The sequence below is a fragment of the Bacteroides zoogleoformans genome, assembly GCF_002998435.1.
In the GTDB taxonomy this organism is placed as follows: domain Bacteria; phylum Bacteroidota; class Bacteroidia; order Bacteroidales; family Bacteroidaceae; genus Bacteroides; species Bacteroides zoogleoformans.
In genome coordinates this window covers 410,232-432,243 of record NZ_CP027231.1, presented here as the reverse complement: position 1 = coordinate 432,243, position 22,012 = coordinate 410,232, and the positions used below count along the sequence as shown (strand labels likewise).

20 protein-coding genes are annotated in these 22,012 nt (G+C 41.5%); 5 read left to right on the top strand and 15 right to left on the bottom strand.

Translation table 11 applies throughout. From position 1 onward, the window contains the following. Positions 1 to 11 precede the first annotated feature (11 nt). Entirely contained in the window at positions 12 to 905 is an 894-nt protein-coding gene (gene dapA, locus C4H11_RS01875; protein WP_106040257.1) for a 4-hydroxy-tetrahydrodipicolinate synthase, read from the bottom strand. Between the two features lie 102 nt (positions 906 to 1,007). After that, positions 1,008 to 3,005 (bottom strand): NAD-dependent DNA ligase LigA, encoded by a 1,998-nt coding sequence (gene ligA, locus C4H11_RS01870; protein WP_106043011.1) that lies wholly within the window; start codon positions 3,003 to 3,005, stop codon positions 1,008 to 1,010. A gap of 214 nt (positions 3,006 to 3,219) precedes the next feature. Between ligA and trmD the strand changes: the two genes are divergently transcribed. Then, the gene (gene trmD, locus C4H11_RS01865; RefSeq protein ID WP_106040256.1) at positions 3,220 to 3,894 is read left to right on the top strand and encodes a tRNA (guanosine(37)-N1)-methyltransferase TrmD; all 675 of its coding nucleotides are present in this window, start codon (positions 3,220 to 3,222) and stop codon (positions 3,892 to 3,894) included. Between the two features lie 96 nt (positions 3,895 to 3,990). On the opposite strand, the gene C4H11_RS01860 is transcribed toward trmD, so the two are convergent. The 5 genes from C4H11_RS01860 to C4H11_RS01840 form a co-directional block, all read right to left on the bottom strand. Continuing rightward, complete coding sequence (locus C4H11_RS01860) at positions 3,991 to 4,902, bottom strand: dihydroorotate dehydrogenase (protein ID WP_106040255.1); 912 nt, start codon at positions 4,900 to 4,902, stop codon at positions 3,991 to 3,993. Then, on the bottom strand, positions 4,890 to 5,666 hold the full coding sequence (locus C4H11_RS01855; RefSeq protein ID WP_106040254.1) for a dihydroorotate dehydrogenase electron transfer subunit: 777 nt from the start codon (positions 5,664 to 5,666) through the stop codon (positions 4,890 to 4,892). Before C4H11_RS01855 ends, C4H11_RS01860 begins: the two co-directional genes overlap by 13 nt. 94 nt (positions 5,667 to 5,760) lie before the next feature. Further along, complete coding sequence (locus tag C4H11_RS01850; protein ID WP_106040253.1) at positions 5,761 to 6,228, bottom strand: helix-turn-helix domain-containing protein; 468 nt, start codon at positions 6,226 to 6,228, stop codon at positions 5,761 to 5,763. Positions 6,229 to 7,069: 841 nt separating this feature from the next. Beyond that, positions 7,070 to 8,089, bottom strand: coding sequence for a DNA polymerase III subunit delta (gene holA, locus C4H11_RS01845; protein WP_106040252.1), 1,020 nt, complete (start codon positions 8,087 to 8,089; stop codon positions 7,070 to 7,072). Between the two features lie 44 nt (positions 8,090 to 8,133). Continuing rightward, positions 8,134 to 8,910 carry an AMP nucleosidase gene (locus C4H11_RS01840; protein ID WP_106040251.1) on the bottom strand — a complete coding sequence of 259 codons (777 nt, stop codon included), beginning with the start codon at positions 8,908 to 8,910 and terminating at the stop codon, positions 8,134 to 8,136. 129 nt (positions 8,911 to 9,039) lie between these two features. Between C4H11_RS01840 and C4H11_RS01835 the strand changes: the two genes are divergently transcribed. Further along, a complete protein-coding gene (locus C4H11_RS01835; protein WP_106040250.1) occupies positions 9,040 to 9,489 on the top strand; it encodes a type I restriction enzyme HsdR N-terminal domain-containing protein in 450 nt (149 codons plus the stop codon). Between the two features lie 57 nt (positions 9,490 to 9,546). Here C4H11_RS01835 and C4H11_RS01830 read toward each other — a convergent pair whose 3' ends face one another. Both C4H11_RS01830 and C4H11_RS01825 read right to left on the bottom strand, forming a co-directional pair. Continuing rightward, positions 9,547 to 10,830, bottom strand: a complete 1,284-nt coding sequence (locus tag C4H11_RS01830) for an outer membrane beta-barrel protein (RefSeq protein WP_106040249.1) — start codon at positions 10,828 to 10,830, stop codon at positions 9,547 to 9,549. Between the two features lie 15 nt (positions 10,831 to 10,845). Continuing rightward, complete coding sequence (locus C4H11_RS01825) at positions 10,846 to 11,394, bottom strand: RNA polymerase sigma factor (protein WP_106040248.1); 549 nt, start codon at positions 11,392 to 11,394, stop codon at positions 10,846 to 10,848. Between the two features lie 156 nt (positions 11,395 to 11,550). Between C4H11_RS01825 and C4H11_RS01820 the strand changes: the two genes are divergently transcribed. Then, the gene (locus C4H11_RS01820; protein ID WP_106040247.1) at positions 11,551 to 12,261 is read left to right on the top strand and encodes a NigD1/NigD2 family lipoprotein; all 711 of its coding nucleotides are present in this window, start codon (positions 11,551 to 11,553) and stop codon (positions 12,259 to 12,261) included. A gap of 1 nt (position 12,262) precedes the next feature. Here the strand turns inward: C4H11_RS01820 and C4H11_RS01815 are convergent, their stop codons facing one another. Next, positions 12,263 to 13,342 (bottom strand): YeiH family protein, encoded by a 1,080-nt coding sequence (locus C4H11_RS01815; RefSeq protein WP_106040246.1) that lies wholly within the window; start codon positions 13,340 to 13,342, stop codon positions 12,263 to 12,265. A 31-nt stretch (positions 13,343 to 13,373) separates the two neighbouring features. Continuing rightward, positions 13,374 to 13,883 carry a DUF6621 family protein gene (locus C4H11_RS01810; protein ID WP_234819852.1) on the bottom strand — a complete coding sequence of 170 codons (510 nt, stop codon included), beginning with the start codon at positions 13,881 to 13,883 and terminating at the stop codon, positions 13,374 to 13,376. A 262-nt stretch (positions 13,884 to 14,145) separates the two neighbouring features. On the opposite strand from C4H11_RS01810, the gene clpB reads away from it, so the two are divergent. Beyond that, positions 14,146 to 16,740, top strand: a complete 2,595-nt coding sequence (clpB, locus tag C4H11_RS01805) for an ATP-dependent chaperone ClpB (protein ID WP_106040244.1) — start codon at positions 14,146 to 14,148, stop codon at positions 16,738 to 16,740. Between the two features lie 100 nt (positions 16,741 to 16,840). Here clpB and C4H11_RS01800 read toward each other — a convergent pair whose 3' ends face one another. Continuing rightward, positions 16,841 to 17,389, bottom strand: coding sequence for a DUF4738 domain-containing protein (locus tag C4H11_RS01800; RefSeq protein ID WP_106043009.1), 549 nt, complete (start codon positions 17,387 to 17,389; stop codon positions 16,841 to 16,843). Positions 17,390 to 17,408: 19 nt separating this feature from the next. Further along, complete coding sequence (locus C4H11_RS01795) at positions 17,409 to 18,635, bottom strand: dicarboxylate/amino acid:cation symporter (RefSeq protein ID WP_106040243.1); 1,227 nt, start codon at positions 18,633 to 18,635, stop codon at positions 17,409 to 17,411. A gap of 132 nt (positions 18,636 to 18,767) precedes the next feature. Here C4H11_RS01795 and C4H11_RS01790 point away from each other — a divergent pair, with 132 nt between their 5' ends. After that, the gene (locus C4H11_RS01790) at positions 18,768 to 20,126 is read left to right on the top strand and encodes a TrpB-like pyridoxal phosphate-dependent enzyme (RefSeq protein ID WP_106040242.1); all 1,359 of its coding nucleotides are present in this window, start codon (positions 18,768 to 18,770) and stop codon (positions 20,124 to 20,126) included. A gap of 88 nt (positions 20,127 to 20,214) precedes the next feature. Here C4H11_RS01790 and C4H11_RS01785 read toward each other — a convergent pair whose 3' ends face one another. After that, a complete protein-coding gene (locus tag C4H11_RS01785) occupies positions 20,215 to 20,391 on the bottom strand; it encodes a DUF4250 domain-containing protein (RefSeq protein ID WP_106040241.1) in 177 nt (58 codons plus the stop codon). Between the two features lie 113 nt (positions 20,392 to 20,504). Then, positions 20,505 to 21,773 carry a carboxypeptidase-like regulatory domain-containing protein gene (locus C4H11_RS01780; protein ID WP_106040240.1) on the bottom strand — a complete coding sequence of 423 codons (1,269 nt, stop codon included), beginning with the start codon at positions 21,771 to 21,773 and terminating at the stop codon, positions 20,505 to 20,507. Between the last annotated feature and the right edge of the window lie 239 nt (positions 21,774 to 22,012).

The following is a 22,012-nucleotide window of genomic DNA, read 5'->3' as shown; positions in this document are numbered from 1 at the left end:
GTTAATCGTTTTTAGCATTTGATGTTTAGCTCATTAAGAATCTTACGCATGGCCTCAAAGGTTGTGATTCGGGTTGGCACTAATGGCAGCCGAAGCTTGTTCTCAATCATCCCCATGGCATTGAGCATTGCTTTTACGCCGGCCGGGTTTCCATCTACAAACAAAAGTTTGAAAAGCTCTGCAAACCTATGATGGATGGTCAGTGCATTTGCGTAATCTCCCTGTAGCGCCAAGCGTACCATACGGCTGAATTCACAGGGAAACGCGTTTCCGATAACAGAAATGATACCGACGGCCCCTAAAGTGATGAGGGGGAAAGTTATGCCGTCATCACCCGAAATAACATCAAAATTTGCGGGTTTATCCTTGATGATATCATCCATCTGCGTAATGTCTCCTGAGGCTTCTTTAATGGCTATTACATTTTTGAAATCACGGGCAATGCGTAAAGTTGTCTCTGCTTTCATATTTACTCCGGTGCGCCCCGGGACATTATAGAGCACGATGGGTAATTCTGTTGCTGCCGAAATGGCTTTATAATGTTGATAAATACCTTCTTGCGAAGGTTTGTTGTAGTAGGGCACAACAGAAAGAATGGCATCTACTCCGGTGAAATCGTCTTTTTTCAGTGTTTCTACGACAGAGCGGGTGTTGTTTCCGCCCACACCAAGCAGAATGGGGATTCTGCCGTTTACACGTTCGATAACCATCTTCTTGATTTTTTTCTTCTCTTCTTCTGTTAAAGTCGGAGTTTCTGCCGTAGTGCCAAGCACACAGAGGAAATCTGTATTGTTTTGAAGTTGATAGTCTACCAAACGCATTAATGCATCGTAATCAACGCTTTCATCCTCTTTAAACGGAGTAATCAGTGCTACCCCCATTCCTTTCAATTTGGCCTGTATCATGAGTAATAAAGTAAACTCTAATTAAGTAGTGACACGCAAATGTACGTTTTTTTTCATTTAGCCTGCAAATATAAGCTATAAAAAACATTTTGTGGGAAAATGTTAGGAAATAAGCGTCAAAAACTCATCTTCGCTCACAATCTTTATTCCCAATTTCTGTGCTTTTTCTAATTTGGCAGGTCCCATATTATCACCGGCTAAGATAAAACTTGTCTTGGATGAAATGCCACCTACGTTTTTTCCTCCGTTTTTCTCAATCAAATCTTTGTACTCTTCTCTTGAGTGGTGAGTGAATATACCGCTGATTACGATGGATTGCCCGGACAATTTCTCGGTATGTTCGCTCATATTTTCTTCTTGCCGACAGAACTGCAAGCCACTTTCTTTTAAACGTGCCACTAACTCTCTATTGGATGAATTGGAGAAGTAAGTAACAATGCTTTGGGCTATTTTTTCACCGATTTCATCGATGTTTTTCAGCTTTTCAAGGTTGGCATTTTCTAATTCCTCAATGTCCGTAAACGATTTGGTTATTTTTTTGGCCACTGTCTCGCCCACAAAGCGTATGCCTAACGCAAAAAGAACTCTTTCAAAAGGAACTTCTTTGCTTGCTGCAATGCCATTGATGATGTTCTCGGCAGATTTTTCGCCCATACGTTCCAAGTTCTTTATATCGCCGATCTGAAGGTGGTATAGGTCAGCGGTATCTTTTATCAGGCCTAATCGATAGAATGCATCTACGGTCTCCGGTCCCAATCCATCTATATTCATGGCTTTCCGGCTTATAAAATGTTCTATTTTCCCTTTAATCTGGGGGGGGCAAGCCGTTTCATTGGGACAATAGTGAGCCGCTTCGCCTTCATAGCGTATCAGTTTGCTGCCACATTCGGGACAATGGGTTATAAACTTCACTTTTTCACCGATAAGCATGGTACGGGCATCTTTGTCAACCCCGGTTATTTTGGGAATAATTTCACCGCCTTTTTCCACATATACCATATCGCCCATGTGTAAATCCAACCCGTCAATAATGTCTGCATTATGCAGAGAAGCTCTTTTCACAACAGTGCCGGACAACAGTACCGGTTCCAGGTTGGCTACAGGAGTCACGGCACCGGTACGCCCCACCTGATAACTGACTTTGTTCAAGCGTGTTAGGGCACGTTCTGCCTGAAATTTATAGGCTATGGCCCAACGAGGAGATTTGGCTGTGAAACCAAGATTTTTTTGTTGTCTCAAACTATTCACCTTTAGCACGATACCATCCGTGGCCACAGGGAGTTTTTTGCGTTCGGTGTTCCAATAATTGATGTATTCAAAGATTTCATTCAAGCTACGCACTTTTTTCGTGTGTTCAGACATTTTAAATCCCCACTTAGATGCAGCTTGCAGATTTTCATAGTGACCGTCGAAAGGTAAATCTTCTCCCAGAAGATAGTAAAGGTAAGCGTCCAACTTACGGGAGGCTACAATGGCGGAGTTTTGTAGCTTGAGTGTACCCGAGGCCGCATTACGCGGATTGGCAAAAAGAGGTTCTTCGCGAGCCTCTTTCTCATGGTTCAATTCTTCAAAAACCACCCAGGGCATTAGAATTTCTCCTCTGATTTCGAAAGTTTTCGGATAATTGCCATGAAGAATCAGTGGAATGCTGCGGATTGTTTTTACATTATCCGTGACATCATCACCTTTTTCTCCATCACCGCGAGTGACGGCACATATCAATTTGCCGTCTTCGTAAGTCAGTGAGATGGAGGTACCATCGTATTTCAATTCGCAACATATTTCGAAATCTTCATTCAGCAATTTCTTCACTCTTTCATAGAAATCGGTTACTTCACCTTCGGAGTAGGTATTTCCTAATGAGAGCATGGGGTATTTGTGCACTACCTGTGTGAAGTTCTTGTTTATGTCGCTTCCAACCCGCATTGTGGGCGAGTTATTATCTTGGTATTCAGGATGACTCTGTTCTATCTCTTGCAGTTCACGCATCATGTCATCAAACTCCTTATCTGATATTTCCGGAGCATTGAGCACATAATAATTGTAGTTATGCCGATGCAGTTCGGCACGGAGGCTGTCTATTTTTTCTTTTGCAGTCATAGGTATAATTGCGTATTTTTTGGATACAAAATTACGGGTTTCTCCTCGAATATTTGTGTTTTTATTATTCAAAATGGGACTGTATTCCAGTAAAAACAACATTATTTTTGTTTTTACTTTCAACTTGCACTATTTTTGTACTCGAAATTATATCAGGGTGAGCGATTGATTCGTCTCATCCACATTTCGAACTAATTTTATAGAAAAGCAGTATATGCGTATTGACATTATTACAGTCTTGCCTGAGATGATTGAGGGGTTTTTTAATTGCTCTATCATGAAACGTGCTCAAAATAAGGGGCTTGCTGATATATATATACATAATCTTCGCGATTATACAGATGATAAGTATCGGCGTGTAGACGATTATCCGTTTGGAGGATTTGCCGGAATGGTTATGAAAATAGAGCCTATTGAACGTTGCATTGACACATTGAGGTCCCGGCGGAATTACGATGAAGTAATTTTCACCACTCCAGATGGAGAGCGGTTTGACCAACCAATGGCCAACACATTGTCTCTTGCCCGAAATCTCATCATCCTTTGCGGGCATTTTAAAGGGATTGATTTCCGGATTCGCGAGTATCTGATAACGAAAGAAGTCAGTATCGGAGACTATGTGTTGACCGGTGGAGAATTAGCTGCCGCTGTGATGGCCGATGCCATCGTGCGTATCATACCGGGAGTAATTTCTGATGAGCAGTCTGCGCTTTCCGATTCTTTTCAGGATAACCTGCTGGCCGCACCGGTCTATACGCGTCCGGCAGATTATAAAGGATGGAAAGTTCCTGATATTTTACTATCAGGTCACGAGGCTAAGATTAAGGAATGGGAATTGCAGCAGTCGTTAGAACGGACTCGCAGATTGCGTCCGGATTTATTGGAATAAATAATCCGACTAATGTAAATAAAAAGAAAAAGGACCTCTCCTACGAATGTCCTTTTTTGTGAATAAATAGTGCGAACGGCAACTATTTGTTACCTCTTATACCTCAAGTGCGCCTATTATATCTTTCGCAGATGTATATCCATGTCTATTTAGATAGTTGTCGATTCCATCTGCAACCTTCACGGTTATTGTGGGATCTATGAAATTTGCGGTACCTATCTGAATGGCGGTGGCGCCTGCAAGCATAAATTCCACAGCATCTTTCCAATTCATAATTCCTCCTATCCCTATGACGGGTATTTTTACTGATTTAGCCACTTGCCATACCATGCGCAGAGCGATAGGTTTTACGGCTGCTCCGGACATACCACCGGTCACAGTAGAGAGTATGGGACGCCTGCGTTCCGCATCAATTGCCATTCCAAGAAGGGTATTGATGAGGGAAACGCTATCTGCACCTCCATTTTCAACGCCACGGGCTATTTCTGCAATATCAGTAACATTGGGCGAAAGTTTCACTATAAGCGTCTTTTTATAAACTGAACGGACAGCTTTTACCACTTCTTCAGCTCCTTTGACAGTGATGCCAAATGCCATTCCTCCCTGTTTTACATTAGGGCAGGAAATGTTCAATTCTATAGCAGAAATTTTGTCAAGTTCATTAATAATTGCAGCAGTTTCAACATAATCTTCAATGGCAGAACCCGAAACATTTACAATCATATTGGTTTGTATATCTTTAATAGATGGATAAATGTGTTCAACAAAGTAATGAACACCCTTATTTTGCAGTCCTACAGCGTTTAACATACCCGAAGGAGTCTCGACCATACGAGGATATGGGTTACCTTCACGTTTGTGAAGAGTGGTTCCCTTTACAATTATACCTCCTATTCGCGCTAATTCGATAAAATCGGCAAATTCCAAACCATACCCAAATGTTCCGGATGCCGTCATTACCGGATTCTTCATTCGTAGTTCACCAATATTTACATTTAAATCTGCCATAATAGTTTGTTTATATTAAAAATAGGACCTTCTTTACATACGCATAAATGCCCTTCGGTAGTATTTTCCACGCAACATAAGCAGGCGCCTATGCCACATGCCATCATATTTTCCAAAGACACTTCGCAATTGATTCCTTTACTTTTGGCATATTTGGCCACGGCTACCATCATGGGCTTGGGGCCGCAAGTGTATATTTGTTCAAATTTTACCTTAGTTAGTATGGAATGTTGGGTCACGTAGCCTTTTTCTCCATGGCTGCCATCTTCTGTCGTAGTACATACATCACCGTAAGCGGCAAACTGGTCTAATTGAAGCAGGTCTTTATCGCTCCTGGCACCTAATAAGAAGGTGGGTTTATGGCCTTTTAACGTTAGTTGTTGACCTAAATATAGCATCGGTGCTGTTCCTACACCTCCACCTACCAATAAAAGCTTATTTGAGGCTTTCCGAGGCATTGTGAAGCTATTTCCTAACGGTAATATGACATTGATTTTATCACCAATTTTAGCTTCTCCTAAATGCTTGGTTCCCTCGCCAACACATTGAATTAAGAACCAGACCTCATTACGCTCTTTGTCCACGTAGTTGATAGAGATAGGACGACGTAGGAATGTGGCGGGTGAATTATCCACACGAATCTCTGCAAATTGTCCCGGCTGCATTTCCGGAAGTGAGGATGGAGAAATAAGCTTCAGCAATACATAGTTGGCATGTAAGCGAAGGTTCTCTGTCACTGTCAGATCTAAAATGAATTTTTTCATATCTATAAAGGAGGAGTATTTCTTTCGAGTGCAAAGATAACACAAAACAAAATCATCCTTTTAAAAGGTCTGAAGAAACTTCGAGCTGTTTTGCTTACTTAGTCTCAGGCTTGAAAGTTTCATACGTGTTGTCATCGAAGAAAATTCTTATCTCGGTAATTTTTCTAAGAGGCCTTTCTTTATAGATAACTTCCTGTTTTACAACTTCTTTATTTCCACTTTGGGCTATTTCTATTGCCATTTCCTTGTGATTTTCGGCTTCATCCGGCCTGCCGGATAGATTTTCTCGATTCTCAGCAAATAATGGATAGTCAAATTTATCGCTTGTTGTCGCAGTAGTAGATTCATTACTCATGTTACCTGCCCCGGTGAGCAGCCAATCTAAGCTTATGTCACTATATCGATCATGTAATCGGAGAATTATATCCATGCTTGGATATTTATTCCGGGACCCTAAGATATGAGAAATAGTAGATTGGGCTACACCTATACTTTCGGCAAAGGCTACAGCTGTTAGTTTTTCCCGATCCATAACCATCTTGAATCTGTCTTTTATGCTCATGATAGTTCTATTATTACGATAATGCTTATTTTTTATTCGATTACAAAAGTAAATAAAATGTTTCACAAAAGCAAATATTATTTGGCAATGTAAATATTGCGATTGAAAAGCTTATGACCACAACGGTATCATTATTGTGAATAAAATGTTATTAGTGTTGTAGTTTGTCGCACGAGTTATAATTTAACAAATATACATATATTGCTTGTTATTAGCAAGTTATTATACTAATATTTTGCTTATATCATTAGTATTACATTTATTTGGAACATAATACGCCCACATATACTCTGTTACTATATTATAAATATATATATTTCTTATTATTAGCTGTTTATTGATTTTCGTTTAAAGGTTAACATGCAATGTTCTACTTCTGTAAAGCGGTGTATTACGTTATTAAATTTAAAAGGCTGTATTTGTATGCGCACATGCAATTTCATAATTGTGATTGCTACCCAACTAGTTAACACAATAAAAAAGTGCTTTTTATTACAAAGTTATTTTTACATAATTGTAAATTACAACTATATGGTTTGTTTGAAGTGCGAATACTATTCTTTTTATTGGAGAGGAAGATGTGTCGGACTTCTTATAAAAGATTTATATCCGGTATAAAAGCTAAAGGTTGGTTCATAGAAACAATTTTACTTTCTATGAACGCTTATGAAATACAGAATCTTTGCTATATTCTGTCTCCAGAGTACTGTTAGTCTGAAAAAAAGATTTTCGTGAATTAAATTTTGGAGTAAGTGATTGATTTATATTCTTTTATCTTCCATTTTTAGATATATTAAAAGTGATAGAGAAAAATGTTCTTGGGCAAGTTTGAAAGAGTATATTAATGTAGAATCTTAAACACCAATTCCCTAAGAATGTCTCCATCGCTTAGAGAAGCGTTTTGCACTCCTTTGGATTTTGCATCGGCATATCGAATCTCTCCGATTATTTGCATAGTCTTTACTCCACTATACCTACGCATTGCGGTTAGATATTCACGAGATTGCCAGGGAGTTTTCAATCCAATGAAGGCGGCTATTCCCTGCTCAGACTTTTCCGGAACATAATAAGCCAACATGAGGTTGGAGAAGAAGCCGAAAAGTAAAGATAAAGTCATTTGAATTGGATTGGTTTTGGGATTTTCCTCAAAATATTTTACTATTTTGTTGGCTTTTAGTATATCTTTCTCTACTATGGCACTGCGCAGTTCGAAATTATTATAATCTTTGCTGATTCCGATATTACGCTCTATCTGTTCAGGGGTAACACGTGTCTGATTTTTGGGAAGAGTGATTATTAGTTTTTCCAGTTCTCCGGTAATACGGCTGAGGTCGGTTCCGACAAAATCGGCAAGCATGGAGGTGGCTTTAGGTTCAAGATCTACTCCTTTACTTTTCATATAGGAGGTGATAAATGCCGGCAGTTGCGCCTCTTTGACTTTTTTTGACTCAAATAAAATGCCTACTTTCTCTATTTCGGCAGCCAGTTTTTTTCTCCTATCCAATGCGCCATGCTTATGGCACATGACCAGAATAGTAGAGTTTAATGGCTTCTGCAAGTAGTATGAAAGCTCTTCCATGTTACGGATGGCCTGAGCTTCCTTTACAACTATAACTTGGCGTTCGGACATCATTGGATACCGCTTGGCCGCATTGATGACAGTGGCAATATCTACATCGGCTCCATAAACAACACTCAGGTTAAACTCCTTTTCTGTTTCTGTGAGAACGTTGTTTATGATATAATCAGAAATAAGATCTATGTAATATGCTTCCTCTCCCATTAGATAATAGATGGGGCGATATTGTCCGGCTTTTAATTCTTTTAGAATATCATCGTATGTTGTTTCTTGCTTTGCCATAGGGTGTATGCTATATGTTTATGGAGATTAATTTTTTGTTGAGATTACCAATCAAATTTCAGATGCTTCACTGTTTTCTTCTCATCAAGAATCATGCGCAGGGAAGCAATACCTATTTCAACATGTTCGGTAACATAGTTTTGAGTGACCATGTTATCACTTTTATCGGTTTTCACTCCTTCCGGAATCATGGGTTGATCGGATACCAATAAAAGAGCGCCGGTGGGAATATGATTGGCAAAACCGCAGCTAAACAAGGTGGCTGTCTCCATATCGACGGCCATGGCTCGGGTTTTCTTAAGGTATTCTTTAAACCCTTCGTCGTGCTCCCATATTCTACGGTTGGTTGTATAGACAGTGCCCGTCCAGTAGTCGCGAGCGTAGTCGCGAATAGCCGAAGAAACGGCACGCTGCAACATAAATGCGGGTAATGAGGGGACTTCGGGAGGGAAATAGTCATTCGAAGTTCCTTCGCCCCGGATGGCAGCAATAGGCAAAATCAAGTCCCCTATTCTATTTTTCTTATCTATGCCTCCGCATTTGCCAAGAAACAAACAAGCTTTGGAATGAATGGCACTTAATAAATCCATGATAATAGCTGCATTAGGGCTTCCCATTCCAAAGTTTATGATCGTTATGCCCTCGGCGCTGGCAGATATCATATTGGAATCCTTGCCAAGAATAGGAACATCAAACTTCTCTGCAAAAATCTCTACGTACTTATTGAAGTTGGTCAACAGGATATACTCTCCAAAATCCTCTAAGGCACGTTTGGTATAGCGAGGGAGCCAGTTAGCTACTATTTCTTGCTTTGTTTTCATAAGATTTTATTAAATTTGCTCCCAAACAATGAGAAACAAGTTATTTAACTCACAAAAATACAATAAAAAAGTAGATTAGAAAAAATAAAATTAGATGAAACGGCAATTGCCGATGTTCTCTTTTTAAATATGACAGTACTGAATTTGCCTCCTTTTGATGTAAAAATAGCCGTTCAAGATGGAAAGAATACGGTTTTTGATGTGATACGCCGCCGGTATGTTGCTTTAACTCCCGAAGAATGGGTGCGCCAACATTTTGTCCATTTTTTGTTGGAGCATAAGGGATATCCGCAGGCGCTTATGGCAAACGAGGTGCAGGTGCAATTGAATGGAACGAAAAAACGCTGTGACACTGTGCTTTATAGAAGAGACCTCACAGCACGTATGATTGTAGAATATAAAGCTCCTGACATTGCCATTACACAGAGAGTGTTTGACCAGATTACACGATACAATATGGTATTGAAAGTTGATTACCTGATAGTGACGAATGGGCTTCAGCACTATTGTTGTCGTATGGATTATGAACGTGGTAGTTACCACTTCCTGCAAGACGTCCCCGATTATCAATCACTATGAATGCACTCCACATTATTGAAAAAGAGTTCATGAAGATTCTTAGTGCCGCCCATAACCTTAATAAGTCAGACGGATTCCTGCTTGTAATGTAAAGTTGCAGGGGTTTTCTTTCCTTATGGTTTGTATCATAGATCCATCATCGAAAAAATAAGATATTCCCGGTTCCACATACAAACCTATTCTTTTGTTTACATTGTATTGCGCTCCCACGGAAGCTGTCACAGATAGTTGTAAGGACTTTACCGTTTCTTTTTCACTTCCAATCTTGCCATAAACACACTTTTCTACATTTCCACCGGCTGAAATATATGTTGTGAAACGCTTCTCATCAATAAAGTTCCAGTTGGCTCGTATCGGGATGCCAATATAGTGCAGTTTCCGACTCAATTTATCCAAACTTCCCTCAAAGGTAATGTCGGAAGCAAGATACGTATAAGTTACACCGCTTTCTATCGAAAAGCCATTATTAAGTTCTTTCCTGACGGAAATGCCAAAACTTAACGGTTGTTTGTGTTCGATGGAAGCAATACTTTTTACATTGCGCTGCAAGTAAGGCATTCCGTCCTTAAATATAAGATCTTGTCCTTTGGGGATAGCGATCACATTACTGGCTGTAAATGATAGATCCATTCTGTCCATATTGATGACATTGCCGGGACTCATCTGCATGTAACCTCTGTCAGCTGTCGAATTGTTTGGAGAGCTCCCGCCGATATTACCGATAGATAATCCTACTGCCCATCTTTTATTGTTTCTGCCGGATGCGGACTGTTTATTGGCTTGAAGATGTATCTTATCTTTCCCTGACGGATGATAGCGATTCACTTTTTCTTCTTTTATCGTCGATTCGGGCACTTGCCTATCGTTTATGTTTTCGTTATTTATTTCAAAAGATACAGTTTCTTCTTTTTTTTCTTCACTATCTGCCGAAATCATTATTTGTTGTGCCAATAAAGGCGATTGCTTTGTTTCACCTACTGTCATAGAACCTTTATTTATCTGATAAGCAGGTGTTGAAGGGCTGATTTGTGTTGCAGGTTCTGTTTGGTTGGGCAAGAAATCAGGTGTGAAGGCTAAAGCTGGTACTGAAGTGTTGCGCAACTCCTCTCCCACTGAACTTTTCAGTAGCCATAAGCTGATAGAAGAAATCGTCAGCAGAAATGTAGCCGCAACCGCCATGCCCCAACGGTGGAAAAGAAACCTATTCTTAGTTTTTTTCATTGATGAGTTGCTACAGGCAGATAATTCTTTTTCCAGCTGTTCCCATCCGGAAGAAGGCAATGGTTCGGAATAATCGTCCAGCCTGTCTTTTATTTTTTTTATCCATAAATCATCTTCCATATCTTCTTCCTTTATTTATTCGTTGTTTTTTACCCATTCGCGTATCTTGGTTGCCAGAGATGCTTTGGCGCGAGTCAACTGTGAAGCGGAGGATTTTTCATTAATTCCCAAAAGCCGGGCTATCTCCTTATGAGACAATTCTTCAAAAATGAATAGATTAAATACGGTACGATAGCCTGTAGGTAGTTCACTGATAAATTGCATCAGCACTTTCTGAGGAATGATGTCTATTGATGAACTCTCCGGTTCTTCGTAAATCTCCGTGACATTTTCCAAAGTCGAGGCTTGATTCATCACATCGTTTTTTCTTAGATATTGTAATACCGTATTTATCATAATACGCTCCATCCATGCTCTCAGAGAACCTTGTCCTCTCCACGTGAATTTGTCAAAAGAGTTGAAGATTTTCAGAAAGCCGTCATGCATCAAATCCCTGGCAGTCTCTCGGTCGCCTGTATAACGGAGACATATACCGAGCATACGCCCCGCAAACAACTCATAGAGTTCTTTGCGGGCAACACTCTCTCCCAGCCTACACCGTTCTGCCAGTTCTTTTTCTTCCATTATATTTTTTCAACACGTGTTTATCCGATAAATGATATTGATACAAAAATACTGCATGATATTGAGAGAAAAACATGAGTTTTATTTCTTTTAACAATCCATTGTGCAGTATTCAGTTTCGAAAAGTGTTTCTTTAAAAAAAGGATAAAATTAGTTATGAAGCAGCAGAAGAGGAAAATAATTGTGACATGGATATTGGGGGTGCTTTTTATCTCTATATTTCATTCTTGTATGAATGATTCGGATATGAACGGTCCATACGATAGCGATGGTAGCTCTTTATTTGCCATCGGTACCGTGAGAGTTATTGAAGGAAAAGAATACTATTTTGCATTGGACGAAGGAAGTAAACTCTATCCGGGAGATACGACCTCTATTCATAACTATGCCATAGTGGACGGACAGCGTGCTTTTGTTAACTTCAGTAAGTTGAATGAAACAATAAAAGGATATCACTACAATGGCAAGATACATCGCATTGAGAATATCCTGACCAAGGATATTTATTTCATGCCTGCCGCAAAAGCAGATAGCATCGGCGATGATCGTATCAATATCACAGACTTGTGGATTGCGGCGAATTATTTAAACATCAAATATCAGTTTTATCGTAGCAATGATCATGCGGATAAGCACATGCTGAACCTCATTGTCAACGAAGCTGCTACCAATGAAAAAAATAAATCGAATTACGTCAATGTTGAATTTCGCCACAATGCATACAACGCTGCTCAACAGGTTGTGACCAATGGATTGGTCTCTTTCAAATTAGATAAAATATCCGGTTTGCTGAAAGGTAAGAAAGGACTGAATATCCGTATAAATAGTCTATATGATGGTGAAGGCTTCAGAACTATAGACTATTAATTCAATATGTTAACACCGGAACCAGATATTTTGCTTGTAGATAACCGCCGACTACTAACCATATATAGAGACAGAAAGCCAGAATAAAAGGCTTCGCTCCTGCTTGCTTAAATTTATCAATACCGGTTTCAGTCCCCAATGCTGTCATTGCCATTGTCAGCATAAAAGTATCAATATATTCGATAGCTCCATTAAAAGGAATATCTTTAATAGTCTCCGCTCCACAGAGATACTGTAAAAAAGAGTTCAGACAGATTATTCCGATAAAGCCAAACGCAAACCAAGGGATCATGATTTTTCTCTTTGCAACATTGCCGTCAGCACCAGCCTTCTTACGCCTTGATAAGGCAAAACTCATGATTACCAATGCCGGAGCTAACATCATCACACGAATCATTTTCGTAATGGTCGCTGTTCCGGCAATGCCAAGAGCATCTGTGGGATCCATTGCATTTCCGGCACCCGCCACATGCGCCACTTCGTGTAAAGTACTTCCTGTATAGATGGCAACTTCTATATTGTTCAATGCATCCAACAAGCCTGTGCGATACATTATCGGATAAAGGAACATGGATATTGTACCGAAAATAACCACAGTGGATACAGCAATGGCCGTTTTATGTCCTTCACATTTAACGACCGGTTCGGCAGCCAATACGGCAGCCGCTCCGCAAATGGCACTGCCCGTAGAAGTAATCAGTGAGGTATCTTTGTCTATTTTCAGAAGTTTTCCCAAGCCAATGCCAATAAAAATAGTCCCTGTTACAATAATGGCGTCAATTGCCACTGCCGGTAATCCGACTTCCGCTACTTGTGTCAAAGTTAAACGGAAACCATATAATACGATACCTATACGCAGAATTCTCTTAGAGCAGAACTTAATGCCGGGTACCCAGGTTGCCGGCATGTGGTTTCGCAAACTGTTGGCATAGGCCATTCCCAAAATGATACCCACAATGAGAGGACTGAAAGAGAGACTTTTCACTAAAGGAATTTCGGCAATATAAAAAGCCGAAAAAGAGAATAGAGCAATCAATAAAATGCCATGCATTGTATTGTTTCTGTTTTCGCGACTGAACATAGATTTATTATCGTTGTTTATATTGTGGATATTATAGGTCATCAGAATTAATGCCGAGGGCGTGTGCCAAAGAATAGAATATCCGTTCGCACCGGCAATAGACTGAGTGCAGAGGTTCTCCCACGGTGAAATATACGGCTTTATTGCACTCTTCTTCATTCTTGTTCTTAAAGAAATTACATAATGCATCTTCCACTTTTTCGCCATATGCCGGATGGAATGGCAGTAGCATCAGACATTTCACATCAGCAGAGACGAGTGCCAGATTCATCAAATCAATATACAAATTTTCAGTGGGAACAAGTCCTGAAGAAGAAACGGAAGAGAATAAAAATTCACCAAGTGGCGTACGGCAAGCCATATTCTCCAAACTCTTCAAGTCAGACGGCTCACAACTGTTTAATGTCAGTGCCAACTGGTCGTGCACTAATATCACTTCCACTTTATTGTTTTTCTCCCTCAGTCCGGAATCCAATGCCAAATAGCTTAGCCATGCCGGTAAATCAACATGAGCTAATTTACGTTCCAATCTTATCTCCAAAGCGTTTTTTATATCGTAAACGATTTCATTCAAAAATGCAACATCTATCAATATCACATTCTCAGAGAACCTTATGCTGCCTCTCATTGCTTGTTAATTTACAATTCGAGCCGTAAAGGTAAGAAAAAGTTTTGGCAGATTATCAGACAAATTGTCAAATTTTCAATCTAAAAGTTGAAAAAATGTCTGAAATATGCCATTGGCAATTCTTTTGCAACTTCCATTGTGTCATAAAACAGATATATAGAAAGGAGAACAATATATGAATTTCAACAATTTTACCATTAAAGCACAAGAAGCTATGCAAGAAGCCGTGAATCTGGTACAAAACCGGAAACAGCAGGCCATTGAGCCGGTACATTTGCTTCAGAGTGTGATGAAAGTAGGCGAAAATGTAACCAATTTCATCTTCCAGAAATTAGGTTTGAATGGACAACAGATTGCGCTCGTTGCCGACAAACAGATTGATTCCTTACCCAAAGTGTCGGGTGGAGAGCCATACTTGAGCCGTGAAGCTAACGAAGTGTTACAAAAAGCTGTGCAATACTCAAAGGAAATGGGAGACGAATTCGTTTCTCTGGAACCGGTGTTGCTGGCATTACTCAACGTAAAAAGTACCGCTTCTGCCATCTTGAAAGATGCCGGAATGACGGAGAAAGAATTGCGTGCAGCCATTAATGAATTGAGGAAAGGGGAAAAAGTGACCTCGCCATCCAGTGAAGAGACCTATCAATCGTTGGAAAAATATGCTCTTAACCTGAATGAGGCGGCACGTAGCGGCAAGCTGGATCCTGTGATTGGCCGTGACGAAGAAATTCGTCGTGTACTGCAAATTCTGAGTCGACGTACCAAGAACAACCCTATTCTTATCGGAGAACCGGGTACGGGTAAAACTGCTATTGTAGAAGGGCTTGCCCATCGTATCCTGCGTGGCGACGTACCCGAAAACTTGAAAAACAAACAAGTTTATTCATTGGATATGGGGGCATTGGTTGCCGGTGCCAAGTATAAGGGAGAGTTTGAAGAACGACTGAAAGCCGTCGTCAACGAAGTGAAAAAATCAGAAGGGAATATCATCCTCTTTATTGATGAAATCCATACGTTGGTAGGTGCCGGAAAGAGTGAAGGAGCCATGGATGCTGCTAATATATTGAAGCCAGCGTTGGCTCGTGGTGAACTGAGAAGCATCGGGGCTACTACCCTTGATGAGTATCAGAAATATTTTGAAAAAGACAAGGCGCTGGAACGGCGTTTTCAAATTGTAATGGTGAACGAGCCGGACACACTCAGCACTATTTCCATTTTGCGTGGCTTGAAAGAGCGTTATGAGAATCATCATCATGTACGAATCAAGGATGATGCCATCATTGCGGCTGTAGAACTAAGCAATCGTTATATTACCGATCGTTTTCTGCCGGACAAGGCCATTGACCTGATGGATGAAGCCGCCGCCAAACTGCGCATGGAGGTCGATTCCGTTCCGGAAGAGCTGGATGAGATTACACGTAAAATCAAACAATTGGAAATTGAACGTGAAGCCATTAAACGCGAGAACGACAAGCCTAAGCTGGAACAAATCGGTAAGGAGCTTGCCGAACTGAAGGAACAGGAAAACTCTTACAAAGCTAAATGGCAGAATGAAAAAACGCTGGTCAACAAAATTCAGCAAAATAAAGTAGAGATTGAGAACCTGAAGTTTGAAGCTGACAAAGCGGAACGGGAAGGTGATTATGGAAAAGTCGCTGAAATTCGTTATGGCAAACTGCAATCGCTGAACAAAGAAATCGAGGAGACGCAACAGAAGTTGCACGAAATGCAAGGAGATAAAGCGATGATTAAAGAGGAAGTGGATGCAGAAGATATTGCCGACGTGGTGTCGCGCTGGACAGGCATTCCGGTGAGCAAGATGCTGCAAAGCGAAAAAGACAAACTGTTGCATCTGGAGGCAGAGTTGCATAAACGGGTTGTCGGGCAAGATGAAGGCATTGAAGCCGTGGCCGATGCTGTGCGTCGCAGTCGTGCAGGGTTGCAAGACCCCAAACGCCCTATCGGTTCATTCCTATTCTTAGGTACCACAGGAGTCGGTAAGACCGAATTGGCAAAGGCTTTGGCCGAGTTCTTGTTCGATGACGAAACCATGATGACACGTATTGACATGAGTGAGTATCAGGAAAAGCACAGTGTTTCTCGTTTGGTTGGAGCACCTCCGGGATATGTAGGTTATGATGAAGGCGGACAGTTGACTGAAGCCGTAAGGCGCAAGCCATATTCTGTGGTACTGTTCGATGAAATAGAAAAAGCACATCCGGACGTATTCAATATCCTGCTGCAAGTGCTTGATGACGGGCGTCTGACCGATAATAAAGGACGTACCGTGAATTTCAAGAATACGATTATCATCATGACTTCCAATATGGGCAGCGCTTATATTCAAAGTCAGATGGAAAAGCTTAACAACGCCAACAAGGAGGAAGTGATTGAGGAAACTAAGAAGGAAGTGATGAACATGCTGAAGAAGACCATTCGTCCTGAATTCCTGAATCGTATTGATGAAACAATCATGTTTCTGCCTCTGACAGAGAAGGAAATTAAACAAATTGTCACTCTTCAAATTGAAAGTGTACAGAAGATGCTTTCCAACAACGGCGTTGGGTTGATATTGACAGATGGCGCTATCGATTTTCTTGCCGACACCGGCTATGACCCTGAATTTGGTGCCCGTCCGGTGAAACGTGCTATCCAGCATTACTTGCTGAATGATTTGTCGAAGAAACTACTGGCTCAGGAAGTGGATCGTAGTAAACCGATTATGGTAGATGTCAATAAGCTGAAAACCGGCTTGGAATTCAGAAACTGATTACCTGTTTTGAACACATATAGCTCATGAAAGTCGAGGTCTCTCCTACTTCTTTCATGAGTTATTTTTGTATATCAAGGAATGCGTTTAAAATGAGATGTCAATTGATGCTGTCCGCTTGATAATCCTCCATCAGTTCTTCTTTGGTCATGGATATCTTTCCGCCGGTTGTAATAAGCAGCCGGATGGGTATATACAAATCCGATTGCGGATAACAGACACTGGCTGCATATATCATTCCTTCCGGGGTAGTTCTATCATAGACCAATCCTTCGAGAATGGAGTTTCTGATGAACTCTGCATCAATCAGTGATGCAAAGCTTTCTTTTGTGAATACTTTGTCCACCAACAGTTTACCTTCACAACTGATGCGCAACGTTATACGATTGTCCACAAACTTCTCTCCCTGTTCGTTTTTCACAATAGGCAGTGTCTCGTCAGGGTGGCGAAGCACAGAAGATTGATACTCTTTTCCTTTATATGTGAAAGCTGTTTTTATATCAGAAACTTGCATACGTTGCGGTGCAAATACTTCTATGCTGTCTTGTTGCAACGTTTGCACGTTTTCTTTCTTGTGCTTATTTTGCGACGAACATGCGGCAAGTGAAAGTACTGATGCACATGCCAATGCATAAACTATATTCTTCATCATTATTCTTATATAAAATTTATTCTCTATTTTGACAACATCTACCTTCCTTTCCTGCTATTTTGTCCACTATCACCGAAATGGCTCCGTCGCCCGTTACGTTGCAAGCCGTGCCAAAACTATCCATGGCTATGTAGAGGGCAATCATTAGTGCCTGTAACTGTTCGTTGAAACCCAAGATACTGCTTAACAACCCCAAGGCTGCCATGATGCTCCCACCGGGCACGCCGGGAGCGGCTACCATCGTAATACCCAGCATGAAGATGAATCGGCTGATCGTGCCGAATTCAATAGACATATTGTTCATATACATAATGGCCAGTGCACAGGCTGTAATTTTCATGGTGCTTCCGGCCATGTGAATCGTAGCACAGAGAGGCACCGTAAAGCCCGCAATGTTTTCCTGCACTCCGTTTTTGATAGTCTGCTTCAATGTTACGGGAATGGTGGCGGCCGAAGATGAGGTTCCCAGGGCCGTGGCATAAGCGGGCAACATGGTGCGCAAAAGTTTCAAAGGATTCTTACGCCCTATTACACCGGCTATCGTGAACTGAATGAGAAGAAGCAGAATGTGAAGCGTAAATATTACGACAATCACCTTAGAGAATTGTGCCAATACAGCAAATGCCTCTCCATTGCGGACCATATTTAGAAAAATACCGAAAATATAGAATGGAAGCAAAGGAATGATAACCTTCTCAATAACAATCGAGATGATGTTTCTGAAGTCGTCAAATACATTTTGCAAATACCTTGTTTTCAGTAAAGCCATGCCCAGCCCCAATGTGAAAGCAAGTACCAGAGCTGTCATCACTTGTAAAGCAGGAGGCATCTGTACCTGAAAATAAGGCAGCAATCCCATGGCGGTTTCTTTGCTGATACCATCCGGCATTGCTTCGCGAGAAATGATGTCAGGAAAGAGTTCCATGCAAGGCAAATAGGTAAAATAGCCCGAGAATACCGTAGAAATATAGGCTATGGCGGCCGTAAGTACCAGCAATTTGCCTGCACCTCGTCCCAAATGAGCTATGGCAGGAGCCACAAGGCCCAAGATTATCAGCGGAATGGAGAAAGAAAGGAATTCTCCGAATAAAGAATTGAATGTAATGAACACACGCCCCACCGGTTCGGGCAGCAACCGCCCCAAAATAAGTCCCAATATAATGGCTACAACCACTCGCAGGAGCAATGGAAATCTTTGAATCCGAAATTTCTTATTCAATAGGAATTTATGATGGCTTTTCATACAGACATGGTTTAACAAATCGAGACAAACTTAGGCAAATATTGCGTTATATGCAAAAAACTGAAAGAAAAAAAGGCAGGTGAAAAAATAATGGCTACATTTGGGGCTTCGAACTATTAATATAAAACCACTATGAGCAACAAAACAAAAAGATTTATCCTGCCTGAAGAGGAGATTCCGCATTATTGGTATAACATACAGGCTGATATGGTGAATAAGCCCCTGCCTCCTCTTCATCCCGGAACAAAACAACCGCTAAAAGCAGAAGACATGTATCCCATTTTTGCCGAGGAGCTCTGCCGGCAAGAACTTAACCAGACGGACGCATGGATTGAAATTCCTGAAGAGGTACGCGAGATGTACAAATACTATCGGAGCACTCCGCTGGTACGTGCTTACGGACTGGAGAAAGCGCTTGGCACACCGGCACATATTTATTTTAAGAACGAAAGTGTCAGTCCGATGGGCTCTCATAAGCTGAATTCGGCCATTCCGCAAGCATACTATTGCAAGAAAGAAGGAGTCACCAATGTCACTACCGAGACCGGTGCAGGTCAGTGGGGAGCCTCTTTGGCATACGCGGCCCGTCTCTTCGATTTGGAGGCTGCCGTCTATCAGGTGAAAATCAGCTATGAGCAGAAGCCATATAGGCGCAGCATCATGCAGACATTCGGCGCACAAGTAACCCCGTCACCATCTATGTCAACCCGCGCCGGAAAAAATATCCTGACGGCTCACCCCAATCATCAAGGCTCATTGGGAACAGCCATTTCCGAAGCCATCGAGTTGGCGCAAACCACTCCCAACTGCAAATATACTCTTGGATCTGTGTTGAGCCACGTAACGCTCCATCAGACCATCATCGGCCAGGAAGCTGAAAAGCAGATGGCTATGGCGGGTGAGTATCCGGATATGGTGATAGCTTGTTTCGGTGGAGGTTCCAATTTCGGCGGTATCGCTTTCCCATTTTTGCGTCACAACATTCTTGATGGAAAGAAAACACGTTTCATCGCCGCCGAACCGGCTTCTTGCCCGAAGCTTACACGTGGCAAGTTTCAATACGACTTCGGTGATGAAGCCGGATATACCCCTTTGCTACCTATGTTTACGCTGGGGCATAATTTTACTCCTGCCAATATTCATGCCGGAGGCTTGCGTTATCACGGTGCTGGTGTCATTGTTTCGCAATTGTTGAAAGATGGCTACATGGAAGCTGTTGACATCAAGCAACTCGAATCATTCGAAGCCGGTTGCCTTTTTGCACAGGCAGAAGGTATCATTCCTGCTCCCGAATCGTGCCATGCCATTGCCGCCACCATTCGCGAGGCCAATATATGTAAAGAAACGGGTGAGGAAAAGGTGATTCTGTTTAATCTTTCCGGACACGGACTTATAGACATGGCTTCTTATGATAAATACTTATCCGGGGATTTGGTGAACTACGATCTTACAGATGCTGACATCCAAAAGAATCTGGATGAACTGAAATAATTCCGGCTTAATAAGAAAAAACTCCCGTTGAATTGTGCTTTATAGCGACAAACAGCGGGAGTTGCTCTTACTTATACGGCGACCTTATTTACCAAAATCTGTTCTTTGCAGGGTTATATTCGAATCCCACCAATTTCAGCTTTTGAACAATGTCTTCTTTCTCTACATTCATATCCTCACAAAGAGCATCCAATGAAGGATAAAAGTCACGCAGTTTTGTGTTGATGAAGCTATACAGCATCACCGGATCTTCAGGTAATTTCATTGTTACAATCTTTTTAATTAAAACTAATACCGGGGCAAAATTACAATAAAATGCCCGAAAAAGATATACTCTCTGCTAAAATATACATTTTCCTATCTGCAAACGATTGAATATTAAAGTTTCTCCGATTGCTTTCTTAATTTATTGACGGCATTTTCCAGTGACTCCGTAGGTTCTATGATGTTATAGCTCTTCCAGAAATCCTCGTTCCAATATTCGTTTACCAAATCGTAGAACACTTGCTTCTGTTTGAAAGCGTTTCGACCGGAGATACCGGCCTGCGGATTCTCATCCCGGTCGGTGACCACCATTTCGGAAAAAGCCGTATAGGTGGAAGAAAAAAGTCGTTTCTGCCAATCGCACTTAAAGCGGATGACGTTTCTTATATAGTTCAGATAAGTGCGGTTGCCCTGTTGCTTGTAAGTCACCAAGTAGCTGACTTCTTGTGGGCGGAATCTCAGCCCGACGGGCTTCTTGTGAAGAATAGCCTCTACAGCTTTCACCCGATTGGACATATCCAGTTCGAACTCTGCCCGAGTAAAGGAGAGCCGTTCGTAGTCGATATAGAGCTTCCCGATAAAGAGGGCATACATCAGGCTGACACGTGGACGGAAACTGATGACATACTGCATTCGGTTGTCCAGATTCACCGGTTCTTCCATCCTAAAGTCATAGAAATTCAGATTGTCCGGACCGAGCAAGGCATCTCCGTTCTTCACCACGTCCAGATAAAGTGAAAGATTAGGGCCTCCCAGTACTTTTACAGCTATCGTGTCGCTTTGCTTTTGGCTCATCAGGCGGCGCCCTTTGAGGAGTTGTACCCGGTCGCGGTTGGCATAACGTTCGTCATAGGCTGTTTTGTAAACATTCATCACAGCTTCGGCCACGCTGATATAACGACGACGTTTTTGTATGGTTTCCCGATAGAAAGCGGTCAACATATTGTCTTTGGCGGCATAGTTGGCAGGAATTTTCTTGATGGCTTCCTCCACGATGACACGAGGATTGTTTCCGTAGATCACAATCTCTTTCAGCAGATTTGGGGCCGGTATCAGCCAGATGGTCAGTTCGTCAGGCTTTTCCAATTCCTCAAGGGACAGGTGCGTATTCAGATAGCCGATGTGGGAGAATTCCACTCCACGGAATCCTTCCGTAGTAGTTATTTTGAGGGAAAAAGTACCATCTTGATTGGTCACTGTACCAATGTTAGTGCCAATGACGGATATATTCACATTCTCCAATCGCTTCCGGTTCTCTTTGTCCCTTACTACACCGGTTATGATAAGGTCGTTCACGGCAACGTCTTGCGCTGCCAACGGGATGAGGCTTCCAAACAGACAGAATAGCAAACACCCGATTGTAAATCCTGCAATTTTTTTCATAAGACAAGCTTTTAAGGGCATTCTATCTCTTCCATAGTTCATAGTGTTTCTCCCTCCTTTACCTCATTGCTTGAGCCGGAGGATTTTACTCACAGCAGTTCTTTTACTCTTTTAACGAAAGAACTACTGATTTTGAGCCTACAAGATAGTGATTTTTTTGAAAAGATACTAAGGATTTGTTTAATTTTTATCCGGAATATTGGCTGCATGTCCGGCATCGGACCAAGTGTCAAACTTTC

Excerpts from the sequence above, each read along its gene's own strand:
- dapA (WP_106040257.1), bottom strand. The coding sequence starts at position 905 with ATGATACAGGCCAAATTGAAAGGAATGGGGGTAGCACTGATTACTCCG.
- ligA (WP_106043011.1), bottom strand. The coding sequence starts at position 3,005 with ATGACTGCAAAAGAAAAAATAGACAGCCTCCGTGCCGAACTGCATCGG.
- trmD (WP_106040256.1), top strand. The coding sequence starts at position 3,220 with ATGCGTATTGACATTATTACAGTCTTGCCTGAGATGATTGAGGGGTTT.
- C4H11_RS01860 (WP_106040255.1), bottom strand. The coding sequence starts at position 4,902 with ATGGCAGATTTAAATGTAAATATTGGTGAACTACGAATGAAGAATCCG.
- C4H11_RS01855 (WP_106040254.1), bottom strand. The coding sequence starts at position 5,666 with ATGAAAAAATTCATTTTAGATCTGACAGTGACAGAGAACCTTCGCTTA.
- C4H11_RS01850 (WP_106040253.1), bottom strand. The coding sequence starts at position 6,228 with ATGAGCATAAAAGACAGATTCAAGATGGTTATGGATCGGGAAAAACTA.
- holA (WP_106040252.1), bottom strand. The coding sequence starts at position 8,089 with ATGGCAAAGCAAGAAACAACATACGATGATATTCTAAAAGAATTAAAA.
- C4H11_RS01840 (WP_106040251.1), bottom strand. The coding sequence starts at position 8,910 with ATGAAAACAAAGCAAGAAATAGTAGCTAACTGGCTCCCTCGCTATACC.
- C4H11_RS01835 (WP_106040250.1), top strand. The coding sequence starts at position 9,040 with ATGACAGTACTGAATTTGCCTCCTTTTGATGTAAAAATAGCCGTTCAA.
- C4H11_RS01830 (WP_106040249.1), bottom strand. The coding sequence starts at position 10,830 with ATGGAAGATGATTTATGGATAAAAAAAATAAAAGACAGGCTGGACGAT.
- C4H11_RS01825 (WP_106040248.1), bottom strand. The coding sequence starts at position 11,394 with ATGGAAGAAAAAGAACTGGCAGAACGGTGTAGGCTGGGAGAGAGTGTT.
- C4H11_RS01820 (WP_106040247.1), top strand. The coding sequence starts at position 11,551 with ATGAAGCAGCAGAAGAGGAAAATAATTGTGACATGGATATTGGGGGTG.
- C4H11_RS01815 (WP_106040246.1), bottom strand. The coding sequence starts at position 13,342 with ATGTTCAGTCGCGAAAACAGAAACAATACAATGCATGGCATTTTATTG.
- clpB (WP_106040244.1), top strand. The coding sequence starts at position 14,146 with ATGAATTTCAACAATTTTACCATTAAAGCACAAGAAGCTATGCAAGAA.
- C4H11_RS01800 (WP_106043009.1), bottom strand. The coding sequence starts at position 17,389 with ATGAAGAATATAGTTTATGCATTGGCATGTGCATCAGTACTTTCACTT.
- C4H11_RS01795 (WP_106040243.1), bottom strand. The coding sequence starts at position 18,635 with ATGAAAAGCCATCATAAATTCCTATTGAATAAGAAATTTCGGATTCAA.
- C4H11_RS01790 (WP_106040242.1), top strand. The coding sequence starts at position 18,768 with ATGAGCAACAAAACAAAAAGATTTATCCTGCCTGAAGAGGAGATTCCG.
- C4H11_RS01785 (WP_106040241.1), bottom strand. The coding sequence starts at position 20,391 with ATGAAATTACCTGAAGATCCGGTGATGCTGTATAGCTTCATCAACACA.
- C4H11_RS01780 (WP_106040240.1), bottom strand. The coding sequence starts at position 21,773 with ATGAAAAAAATTGCAGGATTTACAATCGGGTGTTTGCTATTCTGTCTG.